The sequence below is a fragment of the Corallococcus macrosporus DSM 14697 genome (assembly GCF_002305895.1).
Lineage (GTDB): Bacteria > Myxococcota > Myxococcia > Myxococcales > Myxococcaceae > Myxococcus > Myxococcus macrosporus.
In genome coordinates this window covers 2028636-2055541 of record NZ_CP022203.1, presented here as the reverse complement: position 1 = coordinate 2055541, position 26906 = coordinate 2028636, and the positions used below count along the sequence as shown (strand labels likewise).

6 protein-coding genes are annotated in these 26906 nt (G+C 73.1%); 2 read left to right on the top strand and 4 right to left on the bottom strand.

What is annotated here, in order from left to right; all coding sequences use genetic code 11:
* Positions 1-9 precede the first annotated feature (9 nt).
* Positions 10-17097: a non-ribosomal peptide synthetase gene (locus MYMAC_RS08655; RefSeq protein ID WP_239989425.1), complete on the top strand. Its 17088-nt coding sequence runs from the start codon at positions 10-12 to the stop codon at positions 17095-17097.
* On the opposite strand, the gene MYMAC_RS08650 is transcribed toward MYMAC_RS08655, so the two are convergent.
* The 4 genes from MYMAC_RS08650 to MYMAC_RS08635 all read right to left on the bottom strand — a co-directional run bounded on the left by MYMAC_RS08650 (position 17098) and on the right by MYMAC_RS08635 (position 25286).
* The gene (locus MYMAC_RS08650) at positions 17098-17898 is read right to left on the bottom strand and encodes an outer membrane lipoprotein-sorting protein (protein WP_239989424.1); all 801 of its coding nucleotides are present in this window, start codon (positions 17896-17898) and stop codon (positions 17098-17100) included.
* The gene (locus MYMAC_RS08645; protein WP_095957728.1) at positions 17898-19190 is read right to left on the bottom strand and encodes an ABC transporter permease; all 1293 of its coding nucleotides are present in this window, start codon (positions 19188-19190) and stop codon (positions 17898-17900) included. Before MYMAC_RS08645 ends, MYMAC_RS08650 begins: the two co-directional genes overlap by 1 nt.
* A gap of 3 nt (positions 19191-19193) precedes the next feature.
* Positions 19194-21242: an FtsX-like permease family protein gene (locus MYMAC_RS08640; protein ID WP_239989423.1), complete on the bottom strand. Its 2049-nt coding sequence runs from the start codon at positions 21240-21242 to the stop codon at positions 19194-19196.
* 93 nt (positions 21243-21335) lie between these two features.
* Positions 21336-25286, bottom strand: a complete 3951-nt coding sequence (locus MYMAC_RS08635; RefSeq protein ID WP_095957726.1) for an SDR family NAD(P)-dependent oxidoreductase — start codon at positions 25284-25286, stop codon at positions 21336-21338.
* A 105-nt stretch (positions 25287-25391) separates the two neighbouring features.
* Between MYMAC_RS08635 and MYMAC_RS08630 the strand changes: the two genes are divergently transcribed.
* Positions 25392-26894, top strand: a complete 1503-nt coding sequence (locus tag MYMAC_RS08630) for a methyltransferase (RefSeq protein WP_013935252.1) — start codon at positions 25392-25394, stop codon at positions 26892-26894.
* The last annotated feature ends 12 nt before the right edge of the window (positions 26895-26906 follow it).

Here is a 26906-nt window from a genome sequence, read left to right as displayed (position 1 = left end):
CTCCGCCTCATGACTTCGCGCTCCGAATCCGACTCCCTCGCCGCCGCCGCGAAACGCGAGCAACTCCGCAAGCTCCTGGAGCAGCGCAAGGCCTCCACCCCGGACAGCGCGCCCGTCACGGCGCCCCACCGGAACCTCGTGGGCCCCTCGCGCCGTCCCGAGGGAGCCGCCGACGTGCTGTCTCCCGCGCAGGAGCGCATGTGGTTCCTGCACCAGCTCCGCCCGGACACCGCGACCTACGTGGTGCCCTGGGCCGCGATGCTGGAGTCCCCCGTGGACGAAGGCGCGCTCGACGGCGCGCTGCGAGCCCTGCTGGCGCGGCATCCCCTGTTGCGGGCGCGCTTCCCCGCCGAGGCGGGCCGCCCCCAGCTTCGCTACCTGGACATCCCCGAGCGCGTCCTCGACGTGGAGGACGCCACGGGCGCGAGTGAAGCCGCGCTGTCGCGCCGGCTGCGCGAAGAGGCCTCCCGGCCCTTCGACCTGGAGCAGGGGCCGCTGTACCGCTTCCGCCTGCTGAAGCTCGCCGGCCAGCGCCAGGTGCTGACCCTGGTGTTCCACCACCTCGTCACCGACGGCGCGTCCATCAACGTGCTGATGCGGGAGCTGGGGGTGCTTCACGCCGCGCACGCTCGCGGCGAGGCGCCCGCGCTGGCCCCGCTCCCGTTGGAGTACGCGGATGCCGCCGCGTGGCAGCACACGCCCGACGCCACCGCGCAGGAGCCGGAGCTGCTGGCCTGGTGGAAGCGGCAGCTCGAAGGCGCCGTGCAGGGCCTGGAGCTGCCCACCGACAAGCCCCGGCCCGCCCGGCGCTCGGACCGGGGGGCGCTGACGGAGCGGGTCGCCCTGCCCCCCGTGCTCACCCGCGCGCTGCGCGCCTTCTGCCGTGAGCGGCAGGTGTCGCCGTTCATGACGCTGTACGCGGCCTTCGCCGCGCTGCTGTACCGGTACTCGCGGCAGGACGACTTCTGCGTCGGCACGCCCGTCTCTGGACGCACGCACCCGTCGCTGGAGGAACTGGTCGGCCTGTTCGTCAACACCGTGGTGCTGCGCACACGCGTCAACGCGGCGGACGCCTTCACCGCGTTGCTCGACCAGGTGCGCGCCACCACGCTCGGGGCGCTGGGACACCAGGCCCTCCCCTTCGAGCGGCTGGTGCAGGCGCTGGGCGTGGAGCGGAGCCTCAGCCACTCCCCGCTGTTCCAGGTGATGTTCGACCTGTACCGCGTGGAGCACTCGCTGGCGGGCGCCTTCCCGGAGGCCCAGGCCCGCGACCTGCCCATGGACACGGGCGCGTGCGAGTTCGACCTGCACGTCACGCTCTTCGAGAGCGCGTCCGGCTTCGAACTCTTCGCCCGCTACAGCACCGACCTCTTCGAGGCCTCCACGGCGCGGCGGATGCTGGGGCACTACCTCCAGCTCCTCACGCACGCGCTGCGGGCACCCGACACGCGCGTCGACGCGCTGTCGCTGCTGCCGGAGGCGGAGCGGGCCCGCGTGCTGGCGGACTCGAATCCGCCGCGCCGTCCCTTCCCGCTGGACGCGCCCTTCCCCGAGCACTTCTCCGCCCAGGCCGCGCGCACGCCGGACCAGGTGGCCCTGGCCTCCGCCAGCGCGCGGTGGACGTACGCGGAGTTGGAGGCCCACACCAACCGCGCGGCGCGAAGGCTGGTGGCCCAGGACGTCGGCCTGGAGTCGGTGGTGGCCGTGCTCGGGCGCCGCTCCGAGGCCACCGTTCGCGCGCTGATGTCGATTCACAAGGCGGGTGGCGCGTACCTCCCGCTGGACGCGCAGCTCCCAGCGGCGCGCCTGGCGCGGCTCCTGGCGGAGAGCCGTGCGCCGTTCGTCCTTCCCCTGGGCCCGGTGGAGTCACTGCTCGCCGAGGTGCTGGCGGAGCTTCCGGCGGAGCTTCGGCCCCGGGTGCTGTCGCTGGAGGGGCTCGAGGCGGAGCGCTCGGAGCGGCTGGCGCCCCGGGCCACGCCGGACTCGCTGGCCTACGTCCTCTTCACCTCCGGCTCCACCGGCACGCCCAAGGGCGTCATGGTGGACCACCGCGGCATGCTCAACCACCTGCTGGGCATGCGCGAGGCGCTGGGCCTGGACGGGTATGACGTCGTGGCCCAGATTGCCGCGCTCAGCTTCGACATCTCCATCTGGCAGATGCTGGGCGCGCTGCCGGGTGGCGGCACCACGTACCTGATTGAAGACGACGTGATGCGGGACCCGCCCCGGCTGGCCGACGCGCTGGAGCAGGGGCGCGCCACCGTCATGGAGATGGTGCCCTCCGTCCTCCAGGCCATCCTGGAAGGCGCCCGTCCGGAGCAGGACTTCCCGGACATGCGCTGGGTCGTGCTCGGCGGCGAGCCCGTGCCGCCCGCGCTGTGCCGCACCTGGCTGGAGCGCTGCCCCGGCTGCCGGATGGCGGATGCCTACGGCCCGACGGAGAGCTCGGACGTCGCCAGCCTGCACTTCATCAACGAGGCCCCCGAAGGCACCTTCACCCCCATTGGCACGCCCAAGGCCAACATGGAGGTGTACGTCCTGGACGACGCGCTCCAGCCCGTGCCGGCCGGCGTGGTGGGCGAGCTGTACCTGGGCGGACTTGGCGTGGCCCGCGGCTACGTGGGCCGCGCGGACCTCACCGCCGAGCGCTTCGTCCCGCACCCATTCAGCACCACGCCCGGCGCGCGGCTCTACCGCTCCGGAGACCTGGGGCGCTGGCTGCCGGACGGCGTGCTCCAGTTCGTCTCTCGCGCCGACCTCCAGGTGAAGGTGCGCGGCATGCGCATCGAGCTGGGCGAGGTCGAAGCCGCGCTCGCGTCCCTGCCCGGCGTCCGCTCCGCCGCCATCACCGTCCAGCGCAGAGGGCCCTCCGACTCCTGGCTCGCCGCCTGGGTCGTCCCCTCTTCGCCCGACACCAACGTCCACTCCCTCCAGGCCGCGCTCGCCCGGCTCCTGCCGGCCTTCATGCTCCCCTCTCGCTGGGTCCTCCGTCCCCAGCTTCCCCTCACCTCCACCGGCAAGCTCGACCGCAAGGCGCTCGCCGCGCTGCCTCTCGACGAGGCCCCTTCCCTCTCCGAGGGCGGGCCTCCTCGCGGCCCCCTGGAGGAGCTGCTGGCCCAGCTCTTCTGCCAGGTCCTCGGCGTCGAGCGCATCGAGCGCGAGGCCAGCTTCTTCCACCTCGGTGGCCACTCACTCTCCGCCACCCGGCTCGTCGCGCGCGTCCGTCACTCCCTGGGCGTCCAGCTTCCCCTCTCCTCCCTCTTCACCTCGCCTTCTGTTGCCAGCCTCGCGCTTGAAGTCGCCTCGCTCCAGCGCGAGGCCTCTTCCGCCCCTTCCGTCGCGGGCCCTACGCGTGACGCAGAGGCCCTTCAGCACGCGGCGTCCTCGCTCCTGCCTTCCGCCGCGGGCCTCACGAATGAAGCCGGGGCCCTTCAGCGCGCGGACTCGGCGTCCACCGCGCCTTCCCTCGCGAGCCCCACGAGTGACACCGGGGTGCTTCAGCCCGCGTCCTCCTCGCTTCCGCCTTCCGCCTCCGCGCCTTCGCTCTCCCAGGCGCAGGAGCGCCTCTGGTTCATCCACCAACTCCAGCCGGACTCCGGCGCCTACCACATCCCCCAGGCGGTAGAGCTTCGCGGGGCGGTGAGCGCCGAGGCGTTGGACTCGGCGGTGCGGTGGCTGCTGGAGCGGCACCCGGTGCTCCGCACCACCGTGGTCTCCCAGCAGGGACAGGCACGCGTCGAGGTGTCTTCCGTGCCGGCTCGCGTGCTTCAAACCGAGGCGCTGCGCTCGGCGCCGGAAGCGTTGGACCTGCGGCTCCAGCAGGAGTCGTGGCGGCCCTTCTCGCTGGAGCAGGGGCCGCTGTACCGCTTCCTGCTGCTCGACATCGGTGATGACCGGCATGTGCTGCTGGCGGTGTTCCACCATCTGGTGGTGGACGGCCTCTCGCTGGACATCCTGCTGCGCGAGCTGGGCGAGGCCTACGCCGCGTTCCAGCGAGGCCAGGCGCCCTCGCTGGCCTCCGTGACGCTGCACTACTCGGACGTGGCCGCGTGGCAGCGCTCCGAGCCCGTGCAGGCCCGCGACGCGGTGCAGCTCGACTACTGGAAGCAGCGGCTCTCCGGGGCACCGGCGCTGCTCCAGCTTCCCACGGACAAGCCCCGCCCCGCCGTCCTCACACACCAGGGAGCCTCCACGGGGACTCAGGCGCTGCCCGCCGCGCTCACGGACGCCGTGCAGCGCGCGAGCCGTGAGCACGACGCCACGCCCTTCATGGTGCTGTACGCCGCGTTCGCCGCGCTGCTGTACCGCTACTCCCAGCAGGACGACTTCTGCGTCGGCACCCCCGTTTCGGGCCGCACCCATCCTTCGCTCGAAGGTGTCGTCGGCCTGCTCGCCAACACCGTGCCGCTCCGCACGCAGGTGGAGCCCTCCACCTCCTTCGCTTCCCTCCTCGCGCAGGTCCGCTCCACCACCCTCGACGCGCTGGGGCACCAGGACGTCCCCTTCGAGCGACTGGTCCAGGCGCTCGGCGTCGAGCGCAGCCTCAGTCACTCACCGCTGTACCAGGTGATGTTCGACCTGCACCGGGTGCAAGGCTCGCTCGCGGACGCGTTCTCGGGGCTGGAGGCGCGCCCGGTTCCTGTCGACATCCGCGCCAGTCCGTTCGACCTCGCGCTGAGCGTCATCGAGCAGTCCGGCCACTTCGAGCTCTTCCTCCGCTACAGCGGCGAGCTGTTCGAGGCGGAGACCGCGCGCCGGATGCTGGAGCACTACCAGCGGCTGCTCGCCCAGGCGCTGACCGAGCCCCACCTGCCCCTGTCACGGCTGTCCCTGCTGTCGTCCGACGAGCAGGCCGTGGTGCTTCGCCACGCCCGCCCCACGCCACTGGCGTTCGGCCTGGACACCTGCCTGCCCGAGCGCATCAGCGCGCATGCGCGCAACACGCCCGACCAGGTGGCCCTCGCCTCCGCCGACGCGCAGTGGACGTACGCACAACTGGAGACGCAGGGCCTTCGCGCCGCGCGCACGCTGCGGGCCCAGGGCGTTGGACACGAGTCCGTGGTGGCCGTGCTCGGGCGCCGCTCCGAGGCCACCGTTCGCGCGCTGCTGTCGCTGCACAAGGCGGGCGCCGCATACCTCCCCTTGGATGCGCAGCTCCCCGCCTCGCGCCTCGCGCGGCTCTTGATGGAGAGCCGCGCGCCCTTCGTGCTTCCCCTGGGCCCGGTGGAGTCACTGCTCGCCGAGGTGCTCGAGGAGCTTCCGGCGGAGCTGCGGCCTCGGGTGCTGTCGCTCCAGCCCATGGCGGCCGAGTCCGATGCGCCGCTGACGTCCTTCGTGACGCCGGACTCGCTGGCCTACGTCCTCTTCACCTCTGGCTCCACTGGCACGCCCAAGGGCGTCATGGTGGACCACCGCGGCATGCTCAACCACCTGCTGGGCATGCAGCACTCGCTCCAGCTCGGCGCATCCGACGTCCTGGCGCAGACGGCGCCGCTCTCCTTCGACATCTCCATCTGGCAGATGCTGGGCGCGCTCGCCGCTGGAGGAACGGCCTACGTCGTGGATGACGACGTCGTGCGTGAGCCGGCGCGGCTCATCGCGGCCTTGCAGCAGGCCGGCGCCACCACCGTGGAGCTGGTGCCCTCGCTGCTCCAGGCGCTGCTCGAAGAGCCGGGCGATGCGCCGCTGCCCGCCCTTCGCCAGATGCTCACCATCGGCGAGGCGCTTCCACCTTCGACCTGCCGCGCCTGGTTCGAGCGCTACCCCAGCGTGCCCCTGGTCAACGCCTACGGCCCCGCCGAGTGCGCGGACACCGCCACGCTCTGGCGCATGCTCGCGCCGCCCGCGAGCGCCAGCACGCCCATCGGTACCCCCAAGGCCAACATGGAGGTGTACGTCCTGGACGACGCGCTCCAGCCGCTGCCCCCGGGCGTTCCCGGTGAGCTCTATATCGGCGGCACCGGCGTCGGCCGTGGCTACGTGGGCCGCGCGGACCTCACCGCCGAGCGCTTCGTCCCGCACCCGTTCAGCACGACACCGGGTGCCCGCCTGTACCGCACGGGCGACCGAGGCCTCTGGAACACTAACGGCACCCTGAGCTTCCTGGGCCGCGTCGACTTCCAGGTGAAGGTGCGCGGCATGCGCATCGAGCTGGGCGAGGTCGAAGCCGCGCTCGCGTCCCTGCCCGGCGTCCGCTCCGCCGCCGTCACCGTCCAGCGCCGCGGGCCCTCCGACTCCTGGCTCGCCGCCTGGGTCGTCCCCTCTTCCCCCGACACCGACGTCCACTCCCTCCAGGCCGCGCTCGCCCGGCTCCTGCCGGCCTTCATGCTCCCCTCTCGCTGGGTCCTCCGTCCCCAGCTTCCCCTCACCTCCACCGGCAAGCTCGACCGCAAGGCGCTCGCCGCGCTGCCTCTCGACGAGGCCCCTTCCCTCTCCGAGGGCGGGCCTCCTCGCGGGCCCCTGGAGGAGCTGCTGGCCCAGCTCTTCTGCCAGGTCCTCGGCGTCGAGCGCATCGAGCGCGAGGCCAGCTTCTTCCACCTCGGGGGCCACTCACTCTCCGCCACCCGCCTCGTCGCGCGCGTCCGTCACTCCCTGGGCGTCCAGCTTCCACTCTCCTCCCTCTTCACCTCCCCTTCTGTCTCAAGCCTCGCGCTTGAAGTCGCCTCGCTCCAGCGAGAGGCCTCTTCCGCGCCTTCCGTCGCGGGCCCTACGCGTGACGCCGGGGCACTTCAGCGCGAGGACTCTTCGCGCACTGAGCCTTCCCTCGCCGGCCTCACGAATGAAGCCGGGGCCCTTCAGCGCGCGGCCTCGGCGTCCACCGCGCCTTCCCTCTCCCAGGCGCAGGAGCGCCTCTGGTTCATCCACCAACTCCAGCCGGACTCCGGGGCGCACGTCGTCGGACAGGCCGCGGAGTGGACTGGGACGGTAGACGTTCCCGCGCTGGATGCGGCGGCGCGGTGGCTGCTGGTGCGGCATCCGGTGCTCCGCACCACGGTGTCGTCACGCCAGGGCCAGCCCCAGGCCAGCGTGGCCCCAGTACCCGCGAGCGTGCTCCAGGTGGAGCCCCTGCCCCCTGGTGCGGACGCACCGGCCCGGCAGGCACGGCGTCTCACGGAGGAAGGCAACCGGCCGTTCGACGTGGAGCACGGTCCGCTCTACCGCTTCCTGCTGCTCGAAGCCGAGCAGGCGCGGCACGTACTGGTCGTCGTGTTCCACCACCTGGTGAGTGACGCGCTCTCCGCGGGCCTGCTCATGCACGAGCTGGGCGAGGCCTATGCCGCCTTCCAGCAGGGCCACGCGCCCTCACTGGCACCCGTGGCGCTGCACTACTCGGACGTGGCCGCGTGGCAGCGCGCCGAGCCCGTGCAGGCTCGCGACGCGGCACAGCTCGATTACTGGAAGCAGCGGCTCTCCGGCGCGCCGGAGCTGCTTCAGCTTCCCGCCGACAAGCCTCGCCCCGCGGTCCTCTCGCACCGGGGCGGCAACACCGGCTACCACCCGCTGCCTCCGTCTCTCTCCGAGAGCCTGAGGGCGCTGTGCCGGCAACAGCAAGTCACCCCGTTCATGGTGCTGTACGCCGCGTTCGCCGCGCTGCTGTACCGCTACTCCCAGCAGGACGACTTCTGCGTCGGCACCCCTGTTTCGGGCCGCACCCATCCTTCGCTCGAAGGTGTCGTCGGCCTGCTCGCCAACACCGTGCCGCTCCGCACGCAGGTGGAGCCCTCCACCTCCTTCGCTTCCCTCCTCGCGCAGGTCCGCTCCTCCACCCTCGACGCGCTGGGACACCAGGACGTCCCCTTCGAGCAATTGGTGCGCGCCCTCGGCGTCGAGCGCAGCCCGGGGCACGCGCCGCTCGTGCAGGTGATGTTCGACCTGCACCGCACCGAGCTGTCCGCCGCCAGCGGCTTCCACGCCCTGGGCGCGCGGCGCGTCCCCATCGAGACGTGGACCTGCGAGGTCGACCTCTTCCTCACCGCCATCGAGGTGGGCGAGGGCTTCGAGGTCTACTTCCAGTACAGCACCGACCTGTTCGAGCCCGGCACCGTGGAGCGGCTGCGCAACCACTACGTGCAGCTCCTGGCCCACGCGGTGGCCTCGCCTCGCACGACCGTGGGCGAGCTGGCCCTGCTGTCCGCCGCCGAGCGAGCGCAGGTGCTCCAGGGCTTCAACGCCACCGAGCGCCCCTTCGACTCGGAGGGGACCATCGTGTCCCTCATCGAGGCCCAGGTGGCGCGCACGCCGGACGCCCCTGCGGTGGTGGCGCCCGAAGGCACCCTCACGTTCCGCGAGCTGCATACCCGCGCATCACGGCTCGCGGCACACCTGACGGCCGCGGGCGCGGGCCCCGAGGCCGTGGTGGGCCTGTGCCTGGAGCGCTCGCTGGACGCGGTGGTGTCCCTGGTCGCCATCTTCATCAGCGGCGCGGGATGCCTCCCCTTGGAAGCGACGCACCCGCCGGCTCGCCGCGCGGCGCTGCTGCGACAGGCCCGGGCGCGGCTCGTCGTCAGCCGCCCTGGACTCTTCGCGGGTGTGGAGCCTGGGGTTCCTCTCGTGTCGCCCGACGTGCGTGGCGACGTGGTGGCCGTCCCCAGGCCTCCGCGCGCCGAGCACCTCGCCTACCTGCTCTACACCTCCGGCTCCACGGGCGAGCCCAAGGGGGTGGAGCTCACGCACCGCAACGTCGTCCACTGCTTCGCGGCGTTCGACACGTACTACGCCACGCAGCCGGGTGAGTGCTGGGCGTCTTCCGGCAGCCTGTCGTTCGACATCCACCTGGAGGAGCTGCTCTTCAGCATCACCCGTGGCGCGCGCACCGTGCTGCGCGAGGTAGGGCCGCTGGGGCTGGGTCGCGACATCCTCCGCCATGGCATCACCCACGTGGTCATCACCCCCTCCTCGCTGGCCACGGCGTTGGAGGAGCCCGGAGCGCCCGAGGCGTTCCGCGCGCTCAAGGTGCTCGTCACGGGCGGCGAGGTGCTGCCAGACCCGTTGGTGCGGCAGCTCGCGCTCACCCAGACGCGGCTGGTCAACACCTATGGCCCCACGGAGACGAGCATCAACGTGGCGGCGGAAATCACGCTGCCCGACCGGCCCGTGCGCCTGGGCCGTCCGCTGGACCGGTGCCGGCTGTATGTGCTGGACGCGAGCGGCGCGCCGGTGCCTCCGGGCGTCCCCGGCGAGCTCTACATCGGCGGCACCTGCCTGGGACGTGGCTACCGCGACCGGCCGGACCTCACCGCGGACCGCTTCATCCCCGACGCCTTCTCCGGCACGGAGGGCGCACGCCTGTACCGCACCGGTGACCGCGTGCGGTGGAACGGCGATGGCTCGCTGGGCTTCCTGGGACGCACCGACTTCCAGGTGAAGGTGCGCGGCGTCCGCGTGGAGCTGGAAGAGGTGGAGGCCGCCCTCCTGCGCCAGCCCGGCGTGAGGCAGGCGTCGGTGGTGGTGCGCGGAAGCCAGCGGGACGCGCGGCTGGAGTCCTTCCTCGTGCTGGATGACACCGCGCCCGGCGTCGAGGCGCGGCTCCGGGAAGGCCTGTCGCGCGCGCTGCCCGAGGCGCTGGTGCCCTCCCGCTTCACGGTGCTGAACGCCCTGCCGATGACGACCAGCGGCAAGGTGGACCGCAAGGCGCTGGCCGCCCTGCCCGTCCAGGACATGGAGCCGGAAGCCGCGCCCGGCGCGCGCCCCCGAGGCGCCGTCGAGGAGCTGCTCGCGCTGCTGTTCTGCCAGGTGCTGGGCGTGCCGCAGGTGCGGCGCGAGGACGACTTCTTCCACATCGGAGGCCACTCGCTGGCCGCCACGCGGCTGGTGGCCCGGGTGCGGCAGGCGTTCGACGTGGAGTTCCCGCTCCAGGCGTTCTTCACCGAGCCCACCATCGCGGGCCTCGCGCGCGAGCTGGAGGCGCGACGTGACGGCGCGGCGCTGCTCCCCGCGCCGGTGCCCCGTCCAGTGGACGCGGCGCTGACGCTGTCTCCCACGCAGGAGCGGCTGTGGTTCGTGCAGCAGCTCCATCCAGGCACCAGCGCCTATCACCTCGCCGAGGCCGTGGAGCTGGCCGGCCCGCTGGACGTGGCGGCCATGGAGGACGCCCTGCGCTGGCTGGTGACGCGGCATCCGGTGCTGCGGCTCGCCGTGCCCGCGCGTGATGGCCTGCCGGCCCCCGTGCAGGCCCCTGTTCCCGCGCGCGTGCTGGACGTGGAGGCGTCGGACGCCCCGGAGCAGTGGGCTCGCGACGCGGTCCATGCGCCCTTCGACCTGGCGCGCGGTCCGCTCTACCGCTTCCGGCTGCTGCGCACGGCGCCGGAGCAGCACGTCCTGCTGCTGGCCTTCCATCACCTCGTGGTGGACGGACTGTCGCTGGACGTCCTGGTGCACGAGCTGGGCGAGGCCTACGCCGCCTTCCATCACCGCCGCGTGCCCACGCTCGCGCCGCCCCGGCTGGAGCACGCGGACATCGCCGCGTGGCTGCGCACCCCACCCGCTCGCGAGCGCGACGAGGCCCAGCTCACCTACTGGAAGCAGAAGCTCGAAGGCGTGCCCGGCCTGCTCCGGCTCACCCCAGACAAGCCGCGTCCCGAGGCGCCCCTGCTCACGGGCGCCATCACCGGCGGCCACGCCCTGTCCGCCGACACGGTGCGCGCGCTCCAGGCCTTCTGCCGCGAGCAGCAAGCGACGCCGTACATGGTGCTGCTGGCCGCCTTCTCCGCGCTGCTCCACCGCTACTCCGGCCAGGAGGACTTCTGCGTCGGCACGCCTGTCGCCGGGCGCACGCATCCCGCATTGGAGGGCGTCGTCGGGCTGATGCTCAACACCGTGGCGCTGCGCACGCCCGTGGCGCCCGACGCGCCCTTCTCCACACTGGTGGCCCGCGTGCGCGCCACCACGCTGGAGGCGCTGGCCCACCAGGACGTCCCGCTGGACCGCGTCGTCCAGGCGCTGGGTGTGGAGCGCTCGGCCACGCATTCGCCGCTGTTCCAGGTGATGTTCGACCTGGTGCGCACCGACCGCACACTGGCGGATGCCTTCCCGGACCTCCGTGCCAGGCCGCTCCAGCCGGAGCTGCTCACCAGCCCGTTCGATTTGTCCCTGTGGGTCGCCGAGTCCGCCACGGGCTACACCCTGGCCCTGCGCTACGGCACCGAGCTGTTCGAGGTCACCACCGCGCAGCGCTTCCTGGGCCATTACCTCCGGTTGCTCCAGCACGCGCTGGAGGCGCCGGGCACCGCCGTGTCCGCGCTGGAGGTGCTGCCCGCCGCTGAACGGGAGCACCTGCTCCAGACGTGGAACGGCGCCGACGCGGACTTCCCTCGCGAGCACACCGTCCATGCGCTGTTCGAGGCGCAGGCCGCTCGCGCGCCGGACGCGCCCGCCGTCCTGCACGGCGCGGACGTGCTCACCTATGGCCAGTTGAACGCGCGGGCCAACCAGCTCGCGCGGCACCTGCGCCGGCTAGGCGTGCGGAGCCAGACGCTGGTGGGCCTGTGCCTCCGCCGCTCCGTGGACATGGTGGTGGCGGTGCTCGGCGTGCTGAAGGCCGGGGGCGCCTACGTCCCGATGGACGCGTCCCATCCGCCCGCGCGGCTGAACTTCCTGCTGGAGGACACCGGCGCGCCCGTGCTCATCACCGAGGACGCTGTGGCGGACACGCTGCCCGTGTCCCAGGCGCTCGTGCTGTGCCTGGACTCGGAGTGGGAGCGCACCGCCGGGCGTGAGCCGGACGCGCCGCTCGAAGCCGTCTCCTCGGCGGAGGACCTCGCGTACCTCATCTACACCTCTGGCAGCACCGGCCGGCCCAAGGGCGTCATGGTGGAGCACCGGGGCGTGGTGAACTACCTGCACTGGGCTCGGACGGCGTACGCCGTTGATGACGGCGCGGGCGCGCCCGTTCATTCCTCGCTGGCGTTCGACCTCACCGTCACCAGCCTGCTGCTGCCGCTCACGGCGGGCAGGCCCGTGACGCTCGTGCCGGAGGAGGAGGGCGTGGACGGCCTGGCCGCCGCGCTTCGCACCGGCGCGGACTTCAGCTTGGTGAAGCTGACGCCCGCGCACCTCCAGATGCTGGCCGCGCAGCTTGCGCCCGAGGCACGCGCGGGCCGCACCCGCGCCTTCGTCATCGGTGGCGAGGCGCTGACCTCGGCCGTGGTGGAACCCTGGCGGCGTCACGCGCCGGGCACGCGACTCATCAATGAGTACGGCCCCACGGAGACGGTGGTGGGCTGCTGCGTACACACCGTGGACGCGGACACGGCGGTGGAGGGCGCGGTGCCCATTGGCCGCCCCATCGCCAACACGCGCCTCTACGTGCTGGACGCATCCCTGCGGCCGGTGCCCGCGGGCGTCCCTGGCGAGCTCTACATCGGCGGCGAAGGCGTGGCGCGCGGGTACTGGCGCCGCCCCGAGCTCACCGCCGAGCGCTTCGTTCCGGACCCGTTCTCCTCCGTCCCAGGCGCGCGCATGTACCGCACGGGCGACCGGGTGCGGCTGCGGCCCTCCGACGTGCTCGAGTACCTGGGCCGCGTGGACTTCCAGGTGAAGGTGCGCGGCCACCGCGTGGAGCCGGGCGAGGTGGAAGCCGCGCTCCGAGAGCTGCCGGGCATCGCCGCCGCGACGGTCGTCCTCCGCGAGGATGGCGTCACCGGGCCTCGACTCGTGGGCTACGTCACCGGCCACGACGCGGTGCCCGACACGGAGCCCCTGCGCGCCGCGCTGACGCAGCGGCTGCCCGCGCACATGGTTCCCGCCGCGCTGGTGGCGCTGCCCCAGCTTCCGCTGACGCCCAATGGCAAGGTGGACCGGGAAGCCCTGCCCGCGCCGGAAGCGCAGGCCGCGCCGGGCGAGGACTTCGTTCCGCCGTCCACGCCCACCGAGCGCGCCCTGGCGCAGCTCTGGGAGGCGCTGCTGGGCGTGCCTCGCGTGGGTGCCCGGGACGACTTCTTCGAGCTCGGAGGCCACTCGCTGCTGTCCGTCCAGCTTGCCTCCCGCGTCCGGGAGCGGCTGGGCGTTGAGCTGCCCGTGGCGACGCTGTTCGCCACGCCGACGCTGGCGGAGCTCGCGGCCCGCGTCGATGCGTCTCCCAGGGTGGTGGAGGTCGTGGACGCCGCGCCCCGCGCGCGGCCGGAGCGCGTCCCCGCCTCGCTGGTGCAGGAGCGGCTCTGGTACGCGATGCAGCTCCCGGAGGCGCCGCCCTTCGTCGTCGTCGCCGCGCTGGTGCTCGAAGGCGACCTGGACGTCGCGCGCCTGGAGACTGCCCTGGAGGCCGTGCTGGAGCACAACGCCACCCTGCGCACCACCTTCCACCTGGAGCACGGTGCGGTCGTCACCCAGGCGCACCCCATCACCCGGCCGGTGCTCGCCCAGACGGACCTGTCCCACCTGCCCGCCGCCGAGGCGCTGGACGCCGCGCGCGCCATCGCCACCCGGCATGACCGCGAGCCCTTCGCCGTGGACCAGGGGCCGCTGTACCGCTTCGAGCTGGCGCGGCTGGACGCCACGGGCTCGCGCCACGTGCTCGTCGCGTCCATGAGCCACCTGGTCAACGACGGCATTGGCATGGGAGCCTTCCTGGAGGAGCTCGCCCAGGCGTGGGCCGCCGCCACGCCGCTGCTGCCTCCCGCGCCGCGCACGTACGCGGACTTCGCCCTCTGGCAACGGAGCCCCGAGCACCTGCGCGAAGTGGACGCCGCCGTGGCCTCCTGGAAGGACGCGCTGGCGCACGCGCCGTCCGTCCTCGACCTGCCGCTGGACTTCCCTCGCCGGGCGCCCGCGCTGAACGCGAACATGCGGCCGGAGCCCCTGTCCCTCGGCGCCGAGGCGATGACGGCGCTCCAGGCCCTGGCCCGGCGCGAAGGCGTGTCCCCCTTCACCGCGGTGCTCGCGTTGATGCAGCTGTGGCTGCACCGGCTCAGCGCCCAGCCGCACGTCGTCGTCGCGTCGCCCTTCTCCGGCCGCGTGCTGCCGCGCTCCGAGCGACAGGTGGGCTACTTCGCCAACGTGCTGCCCCTGTGCACCGAGGTGGCGGGCGCCCCGTCCTTCCGCGCGCTGCTGCGCCGCGCCTGGGAGGTCGTGGGCCACGCCACCGCGAACCAGGAGGTCCCCTTCAAGCGCATCGCGGACACGGCGCAGCCGGACGCCCCCCGGACCGCGCCGCCGCTGGCCCAGGCGCTGCTGCTGCTGGACAGCCCCGCCTCCCTGTCCTTTGGCGAGCTGCGCACCACGTACCTGGACGGCGAGAGCATCTTCCCCGCCTACGACGTGGTGCTGCACCTCATCGAGCGGCCCGAAGGCGGGACGCTGGGCTTCCTCGCCACCGACAGCGCCCTCTTCACCGCCGCCACGGCGCAGCGCATGGCCCGCGCCTTCGAGCAGCTTCTCACCGAGGCCGTGCGCGCACCGGACGCGCCCCTGGCCCGGCTGTCCCTGCTGTCCTCACAGCAGCGCGCGCAGGTGCTGGCCACGCTGGATGGCGGACCGCAGGCCATTCCGGAGGGCGCGTGCATCCACACGCTCTTCGAGGCGCAGGTGCGCCGCTCGCCCCAGGCGCCCGCCGTGGCCCATGGCGAGTCGACCTGGAGCTACGCGGAGCTCAACGCCCGCGCCAACGCGCTGGCCGCGCGCCTGCTCGCCCAGGGCATGCAGCCGGAGGAGCGGGTGGGCGTGGTGATGGAGCCCTCCAACCAGGGCATGGCCGCGCTGCTGGGCATCCTCAAGGCGGGCGGCGCCTACGTGCCGCTGGACGCGGGGTGGCCGGAGCCGCGCAAGCGCTCGGTGCTGGCGCGCGCGGGCGTGCGGCGGCTCTGGGTGGACGCCGAGGCGCTGGAGGCCCACGCGGGACTGGTGCCCGACGTGGAGGTGCCGCCCCAGCCCGAGCACGTCGCCGAGGACCTGGAGCCCGGGCCCCGACATGTGCCGGCGTCGCAGGTGGCGTACATCGTCTTCACGTCCGGCTCCACGGGTGAGCCCAAGGGCGTGATGGTGGAGCACCGCAGCGTGGTGAACCACAACGTCGCCCTGGCCGCGCGCTTCGGCCTGCGTCCGGGCGACAGGATGCTCCAGTTCGCGCCGCTCAGCTTCGACGCGGCGGCGGAGGACCTCTACCCGCCGCTGGTGGTGGGCGCGACGGTGGTGATGCGCAGCGGGCTGGTGCCCGCGCACGTCATGACGCCGTACCTGGAGGAGACGGGCATCACCCTCATCAGCCTGCCGCCCACGTACATCGAGGAGTGGATTCGCCAGATGGAGTCCCACGGCCAGCGCGTCCCCGCGCGGCTGCGCCTGCTCGCGCCCGGTGGCGACGTGCTCAAGCGCGAGACGTATGAGGCCTGGGTGCGCGTGGGCGGCGGCCATGCGCCGTGGCTCAACGTCTACGGCCCCACCGAGTGCACGATTACCTCCGCCACCTGCGACATCCCGGGCGCGGAGGGCCTGGGCACCGAGGCCACCTTCCCCATCGGCCGGCCCATTCCGCGGGTGCGCATCCACCTGCTCGACGAGCACCTGGAGCCGGTGCTGCCGGGGCTCCCCGGCCGCGTGTACATCGGCGGCGCGGCGCCAGCGCGGGGCTACCTGGGCGCGCCGGACCTGACGGCCGAGCGCTTCATCCCCGACCCCTTCTCGTCCGAGCCTGGCGCGCGCATGTACCACACGGGTGACCTGGCCCGGATGCTGCCGGATGGCCGGCTGCGCTTCCTCGGCCGCGCGGACCACCAAATCAAGATTCGGGGCTTCCGCGTCGAGCTGGCGGAGATCGAGGCCTGCCTGCGCCAGTTCCCGGGCGTCGAGGAGGCCGTGGTGCTGGCGCGCACGGGAGGCTCCGGACAGACACAGCTCCAAGCGTTCATCCAGGCCCCGCCCGCCCAGGTGCGCGTGGAGGCGCTGCGGGAGCACGTCGCTTCACGGCTGCCCTCGTACATGGTGCCCACGGCGCTCGTCGTCATGGAGGCCCTGCCCATCAACGCCAACGGCAAGGTGGACCGGCAGGCGCTGCCAGACGCGTCCACGCAGCCCGCCGCGCCCGCCGTGCAGGAGACACCGGGCGAGCACCACGAGACGCCGTTCCGCACCACGCTGGAGATGGCCCTGGAGCGGCTGTGGCGCGAGGTGCTGGGACGCACGGACATCGGCGCCAGCGATGACTTCTTCCAGACGGGCGGCGACTCCATCCTCGCGATGCGCCTGCTGAGCCGTATGGAAGAGGAGCTGGGCGTGCCCGTCCCGCTGGCCACGCTCTTCCAATACCCGGTGTTCCGTGAGACGGCGGACGCCGTGCAGGAGCTGCTGGCCGAAGGGCCTCCGCGCTCCAGCGTGGTGTCCCTCTCCGGCAAGCAGACGCCGAAGTCCGCGCCGCCCTTCTTCGTGTTCCACCCCGCCGACGGCGAGCTGCACTACTACCGGAACCTCACCCCGCTGCTGGAGCCTGGCCTGCGCTGCTTCGGCGTCCAGGCGCCCGAGACGCAGTCGAAGCACGGCCACGCCACCTTCGACGCGCGCATCGACGCCTACGTGCGGGACCTCCGGGAGGTGCAGCCCCACGGGCCCTATCGCTTCGCCGGCTACTCGTTCGGCGGCTACCCGGCGCTGGGCGTCGCGGCGGCGCTGGAGGCCCAGGGCGAAACCGTGGAGCTGCTGGCCCTGGTGGACGCGCTGCCCGCGACGGAGGGACCCCAGACGCCGGAGGACCCGGTGCGCTCCATGGCGGACGAGTTCGGCATCCTGGATGCCGCGCTGGAGGCGGAGCTGGCCTTGCTGGACGACGCCGCGCGCTGGGAGCGGGTGACGGCGCTGGGCCGCGAGCTGGGCATGCTGGCGCCCCACTCACGCGCCGCGGACCTGCGCCGCATCTGGCACGTGCTGGGCGAGGTGCTGGTGCCGCAGGTGCTGGGCTGGAAGGTGCCGTCCGTGCGAGCCCGGGTGCAGCTCTTCACGAGCGCGCCGTCACGGGCCCTGCACGGAGAGACGCTGGGCTGGGAGCAACACCTGACGCGCGAGCAGCTCGACGTGGTGCCGCTGGCCAGCTCCCACTTCGGGACGCTCCAGCCGCCCTGCGTCCAGGAGCTGGCGAACCATCTCCTGGAGGTGTTGAAGCGACAGGGGCGCTAGCTAGCGGAGGCGGCTCTCCAGCCACGCCTTGGTGAAGATGTTGGCGTCCAGCGGCGCCAACACCACCTCGTCGTAGCGCACCACCATCTGCGTGCCTTCCTGCTCCTCCGTCTCCAGCACTTCCTTGTAGTGGAGGACGTGCTTGCCGGAGAGCGGGTCCTTGATGCGCTGGTAGCTGCGCACGATGTCGGTGCGCAGTGTGCGGCCGGAGGCGGTGTAGCCCACCTTCTTGACGATGTTGTTCTGCGGGTCCACCCAGATGCGCATCAGCGGGAAGGTCACCTGGTCGTTCTTCGCCGTCAGCAGCAGCTTGCGGTACGCCACGCCGTTGACGGTGTCGTCGCCCTCGTCCTTGCCGGCGTAGTCCTCCGCCAGCCGCGAGCGGTCGAAGTCCGCCTCACAGGTGAAGGTGTTGAGCAGGTTGGTGCGCTGGGTGTTGCGCCGCCATGAGCCCGTCGTCGCCTCGTAGTCCCACAGGTTGCGGCCGATGCGCAGCGTCCCCATGCCCGCCAGGTGGCGCGGCTTGGTGGAGAGGAAGAGCAGGTCGTTGTCCGCCTCGCGCCGGTAGACGTGGACCTCCATGGCCCGCTTGGCGCCGTCCTTGCGCGTCTCATAGAGGCGGATGACGCCCTTGTAGTCGCTGGTGAAGGACATCTTCTCGTCGATGTGGCGCAGCAGGGCATCGGGCGCGAGCTTCGGAGCGGCCTCCGCGGGCTTCGGCGCGGCCTCCGCGAGCGCCGCCGCCGGAAGCAGCAGGGCCCAGCCGAGCAACAGGATGGACAGCGGGCGTCGTGCGTTCATCACAAGGACTCCATGGCGGAACGAGGAGGAAGCGAGGCGGCCCGGAAGGCCGGGATGATGGAGGCCAGCCCCGCCCCAATCGTCACCAGGAGCACCGCGGCCACCACGTGCCCCAGGGAAGGTGCCAGCGGCAGCGTGCCGCTGAAGAACAACGTGGCGAGCGCGTCCGGCACCGGCAGCACGTCGCGCAGGAGCACGCCCAGGCCCGCCGCCACGCTGGCGCCCACCAGCGAGGCCGCCCCGCCCACCAGCAGCCCCTCCAGCATGAACGCGGCCACCAGCGAGCGGCGCTGCATGCCCATGGCCCGCAGCGTCCCGATTTCGCGCGTGCGCTCGCGCACCGACACGTTGAGCGAGACGAAGAGGCCCACGACGACGACGCCGAACACCACCGCGCCCACCAGCACCAGCAGCAGCCCCAGGCCCTGGCCCACGAAGTCGAGGAAGGCCGCCTCGTCCTCCCAGGTGCTCACGTCCAGCTTCTGGCCCGCCCAGCCCTCGCGCAGCAGGGGCCCGAGCTTGTCGCCGTACGCCTCATGCGCGGGAGGCAGCACCTCGAAGCCGGCCTTCTGGAGCGCGCCCCGCAGCGTCCCCGCCAGGGGCTCCAGCTCCGTGCTGTCCTCACAGAGGAGCTGAATCACGCTGGCCGAGTCCGGACGGAAGCCGTACAGCTCACGCAGCATCGCGTTGGAGACCAGCAGGCCCGCCGACTCGCCCAGGACGCCGGCGCGCTCCAGCAGGGCCACCACCTCCACGTCCACCGCGTTGCGCTTGCCGCCCGGCATCTGCACGAAGAGCGTGGCCAGCTCGCCCACCTCCACCTGGAGCCGTTCCGCCAACGACGTGGACAGCGCCACGGTGCGAGGCTTCGCGAGCGCGTCCAGCGAGCCGGTGCGTACGCGGAAGCCCGCGCTGCCCTCGGCGGCGACGTCCAGGCTCATCAGGTACGAGCGCACCCGGTGCTTGCCCGCGCCCGCCGTGGCGGAGCCCCGGCCCCGCTCCCGCACCTGGCAGGACGCGGGCACGTGCGGCTGGAGCACGGAGCGGACCTTCGAGGTGTCTCCCACCACCGGGAAGATGGAGTCGGGGTGCTCCTTGAAGTAGCCCCCGACGTTGAGGTCACCGGCGAGGAAGGTCCGCACCGCCTCGCGCTGGGCCCGAGCGACGCCCGCGCTCACGGACATCACGCCCACCAGCACGGCGCTCGCGCCCGCGAGCACGATGAGCAGCAGCAGGCCCCGCTCGCGGTGGGCCAGGAGGTTGCGGAAGGCAATCTGAAGAAGCGCGCGCATCGGTCAGCCCTCGCCCTTGCGCATGGCTTCGATGGGCGCCACCGCGCTGCCCCGCCAGGCCGGCACCAGCGTCGCCAGCAGCACCACGACGGTCACCGCCACCACCACGGCCAGGGTCCCTCCCAGCGCCAGCTCCGGACGCAGCACCGTGCCTCCGAGGAAGAATTGCAGCGAGCCATCCTCCACCGCCACGCCGCCCCCGGTGGCCAGCCGCAGCAGCGCCGCGCCCACCGCCGCGCCCAGCACGCTGCCGATGCCGCCCAGCAGCGTCCCCTCCAGCAGCAGCGAGGCGAACACCTCGCGGCGCTGCATGCCCACCGCGCGCAGGGTGCCCACCTCCGCCACGCGCTCCCGCGCCAGCAGCAGCAGCGTGCCAGCGGCGACCAGCGCGACGAAGGAGGACAGCAGCAGCGCGAACAGCAGCAGCACCGCCTGGAGCATCACCACCAGTCCGCCCAACAGCCCACCGGCCTCCTGCCATCCCACCGTGGCCAGGGCCTCGCCGCCGGGCAACGCGCGGATGCGCGCCTCGACGTCCTCGACGGCGGTGCCCGGCTCCAGCACCACCGCGGCCTGCAACACCGTGCCGCGTGAGAGTTCGTCCTCGGAGAAGGTGTCTGGCAGGGCCCGGGCGCGCTCGAAGACGGGGGCCTGCTCCGTGTCCACGGTCTGCGCCTCCGCGTCCACGATGTCCGGCGGGTGGAAGGCCTCCAGGGACTCGGGGGGCGCCATGGCCTCGCCTTCCATGCCGAAGGTCTCGAACAGCGCCCGCGCTTCCTCCTGCTGCGCCTCGGTGAAGCGGCCGGACAGGTGCCGCGCCGTGACGAGGTCCACCACGCTCATCATGTTGACGCGGCCATCGTCCCCGCCGAGCCCCTGGAAGCGGAACGTCCCATACACCCGCACCGGCACGGCGGTGCCGCTCTCCAGCGGCGTCTTCAGCGACAGCGTGTCCCCGGGCTTGAGCCGGTACAGCGGCAGCGACGGGGCCAGCTCGCCGTAGAACTGCGCGAAGCGCGTGTCGAAGGTCGCGTCGTCCACCGAGAGGAAGCGCGCCAGCAGCGCCTCCAGCTCGCCCGTCTCGCCCAGCACGCGGGCCAGGCCGGCCTGGAGCGACGTCGCGCGCTCGATGTCCAGGCGGGCCACCAGGTCCGGCACCTCCGCGACGTTGCGCTCCACCAGCGTGCGCAACTGTTCGTCCTCCGCCAGCGTCAGGCCACGCTCACGCTCGCGGCGCAGCGTGTCCATGCGCACGGCGATGGGGTGCTTGAAGTACTGCTCGTAGGTGGCGTGCCCCATCACGAGGCCGCGCGTCCCCGGCGGAGGAAGCTGCCCGGTGACGAGCTCGAAGCGCGGGAAGGCGCGGGCGAAGCGCGCCACGTCCGTGCCCAGGTAGTCCACCGGGAGCTCCTCGCCCTCACCCGCCTGGCGCGCCACGCGGTTCTCCAGCACCTCCAGCAGCCCCTGCGGGTCCTCGGTCAGCCGCTCCCAGAAGGCGGGCTGGGCGGCGTCCTTCAGCACGCGCAGGTCGTCCGCGAAGGCCGGCTCCTCGGCGAAGGCCTCGCCCCTGCGGTCCGCGTTGCGCGCCACGCGCTCCAGCGTCCGCCGCAGGTCCTCGCCCAACCGGCGCAGCCGCGCGTCACGCTCCTCGGAGGCCGGCGCTCGCGCCGCCTCACGCAGCACGGCCAGCTTCTCGTCCAGGGCGTTGCCCCGGAACACGGCGCCCATGCCCAGCTCCAGGGGGACGACCTCGCGCACCCCGGGGAGCTCGCGCAGCCGGGGCTCCAGCGCGCCGTAGTCAGGGATGGGCTTCAGGTCCGGGACGCCCCCCGGCCCCACCACCACCTGCGGTGTCCCGGTGGAGGCGGCGGCATAGACCTGGAGGTCGCCCGCGCCGCTCTCGATGAGACTGCGACGCGTGCCCTCGTGGATGCTGCCCATCAGCGACACGCCCGGCGTCAGCAGCGCCGCGGCCCCTGCCGCGAGCAACCCCACCACCCAACTCCGGGGACGTGCCACCACACCTTGAACGGTGAGCCACCACAGCGTCACGCGGACTCCTGAATCCAGTGCCATCCCGGGAAGAGCACAAGCCCGGGTGCCTGGACGCTACAACGGACGGAGCAAGGGGACTACCGCCCCCGCTCAGGTGGGCGCCAACACGCGCAGCAGCAGGTCCACCTGCGCGTCACTGAGCACGGAGATGTCCAACTGCGTCAGGTCCACCACGCGCCGGACATGGTCCGCCAGCGCCGTGGCCGTGGGGTGCTCGAACAGGGCGACCTCGCGCAGCCGCAGCCCGGTGCGCTCGTTGATGCGCGCCACCACCCGGGTGGCCTGGAGCGAGCTGCCACCCAGCGTGAAGAAGTCGGAGCCCGCGCCCACCCCCTGGGCCCCGAGCACCTCGCGGAAGGCCTCCATCACCACCGTCTCGAAGGGACCTGCGGGCGTCCCGTCTCCCATCCCGGAGAGGTCCGCGGCCAGGGCCTCCCGGTCCACCGAGCCATCCGCGCGGCGCGGCCACTCCGTCAGGGGATGGAGCACCGCGCCGGAGAGCCCTTCGGGCCGCGGTGGAGGCACGAGGAAGACATGGGCCGCGTCCAGGTATCGCCCCGAGCCCAGCCCCGCCTGACGCCAGGGCCAGGCCGACGCCACCACGCCCACCAGCAGGTGCGCGGGCGCGTGCTCCCCGGCTAGCGCCACGGAGGCCAGGGCCTGGGACGGCTCCAGGACACGGTAGCCCGGCGGCGCCGTCCCCAGCGCGCGCGCGAGCCCCGTCTCCCGGACCTGGCTCAACGACACCGTCGCCGCGTGGCGGCCCTGGGCGGTCAGCCGCTCCGCGAGCCGTTCGAGGAAGGCCGTGCCCGCGCAGTAGGCCGCGTGGCGGCCCGCGCCCAATGTCCCCATCAACGACGCCGCGAAGACGCAGACGGCCTGGGGCCTGTCTTCCAGGACCGCGGCGATGGACAGCGCGCCCAGCGCGTGCGCCGCCACGCCTTGCACGAACGACTCGGGCGTCTCGTCGGCCACGGGGGTGGGCGTCAGCGTGCCCGCGAAGTGGAAGGCCCCGTCACACGGCTGCCCGAAGTGCGCTTCTGCGTGACGCACGGCCTCGCGGAGCGCCGCCTCGTCGGTGACATCCACGGAGAGGTACTTCGCGGCGCCCAGCTCGGCCTCCAGCGCCCGGGCCTCGGGCCCATGCGCACGACGCCCCACGAGCAACAACCGGGCATCCACGCCCTGACGCAGTTGACGCGCCCACTCGCGCCCCAGGCCACCGAGCGCGCCCGTCACCAGGTAGAGCCCTTCCCGCTTGAGGCGCTGGGGCGCCGCGAGCGGTGGCGGCGTCCACGGCGTGAAGAGGCGCTCCCAGCGTGTGCCATCCCGCCACGCGACCTCGCGCGCGGCATCCTGGGACGTGACTTCGCGAGCCGCGGCGTGAGCGGCCGCTGAAGCGTCGGAGGGCGCCCATGTCACTCGCGCCTCCAGGCCGGGCACCTCCGCCGCGGCGGCCCAGAGCAGCCCCGGTGCCAACAAGGCGGCCTGCGTGCCCGCGCCGTGCGTCCCTGTCCCCGTTTCAGGAAGGACCGCGAGCACACGCACCCCAGGGCCTGCGGACAGGGCCTGGAGGGCGCGAAGCAGGGGCGCCACGCTCGCGGCCAGCACCACCCGCCTCGCCTCCGCATCGCCAGCACCAGACACCGGGCGCTGGTGCACCGCATCCGGGGCCGGCGCCTCTCCACCGACGTCAGGCAGCCGCACCACCACATCGCCACAGGGCAGCCCCCGCTCCGCCAGGGCCCCCAGGACATGAACAAGGTCGCCGCTCGCCTCCGGCGCCACGCGCACCACCTCGCGGCCGCGCATCTGTTCGCGCATGGCCCCGGCGAAGGCCTCGTCCGCGATGACGACCACGGCGCCTTGTGTCTCCGCCTTGCTCACCGATGACGCCAGCGGCCGGGGCACCCACCGGGCCACGGCCAGGCACGGCGGCATCGTGGCGGGCCCGCCCAGGATGCTCAGCGCGCGGTGGTGCTCGGCCACCAGCTCTCCCGCCTCGAAGCGGCGCCGCAGCTCGGTGCGGCCGCGCTTGCCCAGCTCCGTGCGAGGCACCTGCTGGCGCGCCAGCGGCAACAGGTGCGCGACGTGGAACCCCAGCACCCGTCCCACCTTCTCCCGGATGCTCCGCAGCAACTCCGCCAGCGGCGGCGCGTCCGGCGCGGGCACGAAGCAGACCGCCAGCTCATCCGTCTGCGCCGCCCCGCTCCGCGTCGGGCAGGCCACGGTGTACGACGGCAGCACGCCGGGCACCGACTCCACCACTTCCTCGATGTCCTGCGGGTAGACGTTGTTGCCATGGAGGATGAGGACCTCCTTCTGGCGGCCCGCGATGGCCATCTGCCCGTCCTGAATCACGGCCATGTCGCCGGTGCGGAACCAGCCGTCGGCCGTGAAGGAGCGCGCGTTGAGCTCCGCGTCATCCAGGTAGCCGGACAGCACCTGCGCGCCCCGGGCCTGGAGATGGCCCACCTGCCCCTCGGGCACCACGACGTCGGCGTCGTCCACCACGCGCAAGGCCGCGCCCACCGGAGGCGGGCCCAGCTCCGTCGCGCCTTCCACCGGGTGGCCGCGCACGCCCCGCGTCATGGTGAAGTACGACGAGGTCTCCGCCATGCCCCAGGCCGGGCACACCGCGTCCTCGCGGAGCCCGTTGTCGCGCAGCGGCGCCGAGAAGCGCCGGAGCGTCGCGGGCAGCACGGACTCTCCACCGCAACCCAGCACCCGCACCTGATGGAGCCGCCATGCCCGGCGCTCCCCACGCTCCAGCCGGTCCGCCACCAGGCCATAGGCGAAGTTGGGGGCCCAGCTCATCGTCCCGCCGAACTCCGTGAGCAAGTCCAACCAGCGCAGCACGTCCGCCAGCACGTAGTCGCGCGCCACCAGCACATGGGGTGTCCGGGTGCGCAGCGCGAGCAGGTGGGGGTAGCTCGTCCCGGCCACGTGGTCCAGGGGCATCCAGCTCACGCCCAGGTCTCCAGGCAGGTACCAGCCGCCGGCCACCATGCCCTCGCCCATGGCCATCAGGTTCGCGTGCGTCAGCACCACGCCCTTGGGCCTCCCCGTGCTCCCCGAGGTGAAGGACAGAATCGCGGGCGACTCCGGCGCCACGTCCGCGGGACGGCCCGGCGCCGCGCCCGCCAGGGACTCCAGCGCCAGGGCTCGGAGCCCTCCTTCCGTCAGCGCCGATGATGCCCGCCCATCCGTGAGCAACAGCGGCGCGCCCAGCCGCTCCGACACGGAGAGGAGCCGCGCGACGCCGGGCTGCGAGCGCTCCAGCGAGGCCGGCAGCGCCAGCGGCACCGGCACCACGCCGCCCAGCGTGCACGCCCAGAAGCCCCGCACGAAGTCACCGGGGCGCTCCATCGCGAGCATCACCCGGTCCCCCGCCTTCGCACCGCGCGCTTGCAGCCCGCCCCACAGCCGCAGCGCTTCGTCCCAGAGCGCGGAGAAGGTCAGCGTCTCCCGCTGGCCCTGGACGTCGATGAAGGTGATGGCCAGTTGGGGACCGTGCTCCACCGCCTGCCGCAGCAGCTCCACGAGCGTTCGCGGCGCCCCGTCCGGCATGCGGCGCGGCCCTGAATCAATGAGAGACGGCCGGGCCTCCGTGTGCGCTCGCGCCTCGGCCACGCTCCGCTTCGAGGACACCGGGCTCACGCCACCCGCCTTCGACAGCAGGTCAGCGGGAAGCAAGGCGTCCAGCGGCGTGTGGACCTCCTCGTCCCGCTGGGGCCCCACGAGCGCCACGGCCTCGATGCCCTGCTGACGAAGCGCGTCCTCCAGGGCCTGGAGCCTCGCGGGCACGGGGGGAGCGCCCCGCCGCAGCGCCGCCTCGTCCACCGCGCCCGAGTCGAGCCGAGGCAGCGCGTCCACCAGCGCCACGGCGGGCACCCGTGCCCCCAGGCGCTCATGGAGCAGCGCGTCCAGCTCCGCCGCACGGACGGCGCGCCGGGGTACCACCCAGGCCACCTCGGGCGACACCCAGACGTCACGGACGCGCCCCTCCGCACGTAGGAACTCCTCGACGAGTTGCACCATCGACGCGCGTGATTCCATGTTTCAAGCGTATCAGAGCCGCTCCCGGGCCTGTCGCGTGGGGGCCGGGTTGCGCCCGAAGGACGGGTGGGAACAAGCTGTGCGCTCATGGCCGCCCCCCACGAGCCCATCTCCCTCGCACAGTCACTCCACTTCTGGGCGCGCAACGCCTCGAACGAGTCCGCCCTCTTCCAGACAGCGCTCCGGGTAGGCCTCCTCGACGCACTCCCGGTGGAGGGGCGCGAGGCACCGCTGCCGGCGGAGGCGCTGGCGGAACGGCTCGGGTGTTCCGCGCGAGGGCTCCGCTCCCTGCTGGAGCTGCTGGTGTGCCTGGACTTCGTCCGCATGGACGACGCGCGCCGCTTCAGCCTCGCCCCTCACACGGCCACGCTCCTGGGCGACGGTGCCTTCCGGAAGCAGCTCGAAGCCGAGCTCCCCTGGTGGGGGCCCATGGGGCGGCTGGCCGACGCGGTGCGGTCCGGTGACGCCGTGGACTTCGAGGGCCAACGCTGGGACGTCCTGGGCCACCTCCGCGAGCGGCTGGTGGCCCCCACCGCCTTCGCCACGCCCGCGCACGAGGACTTCTTCGACCGCTTCGCGCGCAGCGCCCTGCGCACCCAGGTCCTCCTGGCCGCGGGAGAGGGCGGCCTGCTCGCGGCGCTCGCCGAGGGGCCTCGCGCGGAGCAGGCGCTGGCCGAGGCCACGTCCTCACGCGCGCCCGGGGTGCTGCTGGAGGCCCTGGCCGCCCTGGGGATGACGCGGCGCCAGGACGACGCCTGGGCGCTGACGCCCGAGGCGAAGACGCTGCTGGAGGGCAAGGCCCTGGCCTACCTGGTGCGCTCGCTCTCCGTGTCCGCGCGGTACTGGGAGGCCCTGGGCCGCCTGGACGAGACGGTGCGCGATGAGCGCTACGTGCTCGACCTGAAGGACCCCGAGGTGAGCGGGCGCTTCTACGCGGACAACTCCCAGCAGATCACCGCCGTGTTCGCCACGCACTTCCAGCTCAGCCGGCGCGCCGCCGCCACGCTGGCGAGTGTGCGCCCGCTGGAGGGCGCCGCGGTGCTCGACATCGGCACGGGGTCGGGCGTGTGGGGCGCCGCCTTCGCGCGCGCGTCCTCCTCCACGCACGTCACCTACTTCGACCAGGCCGTGGTGCTGGAGCAGGTGCGCCGCAACGTCGCGAAGCTGGAGGTCGCGGACCGGGCGCGCTTCTGGCCAGGGAACCTCTTCACCGAGGACTTCGGCGCCGCGGACTTCGACGTCATCATCCTCCCCCAGGTGCTCAACGTGCTGAGCCCGAAGGACATCCCCGGCATCTTCGCCCGGGTGGCCCGGGCGCTGCGCCCGGACGGCATCCTCGTCATCGCCGAGTACGTCCTGAACGAGCGCCGGGACGGCCCCCTGGACCACCTCTACTTCGGGCTGCGCCGCTTCATGACGAACGAGGGCGACCTGCTGTCAGCGTCCGAGTACGCGAAGCTGCTCGCGGACGTGGGGCTCACCACCTCCGTCTGCATCCCCCTCCCCACCCAGGAGCTGGTGTTCGCGGCGCGCGACGGCGTTCGCCTTCCCACCACCCTGGCCGCACCGCCCCGGCCGCCCTCTGCCTGACACAACGCGATA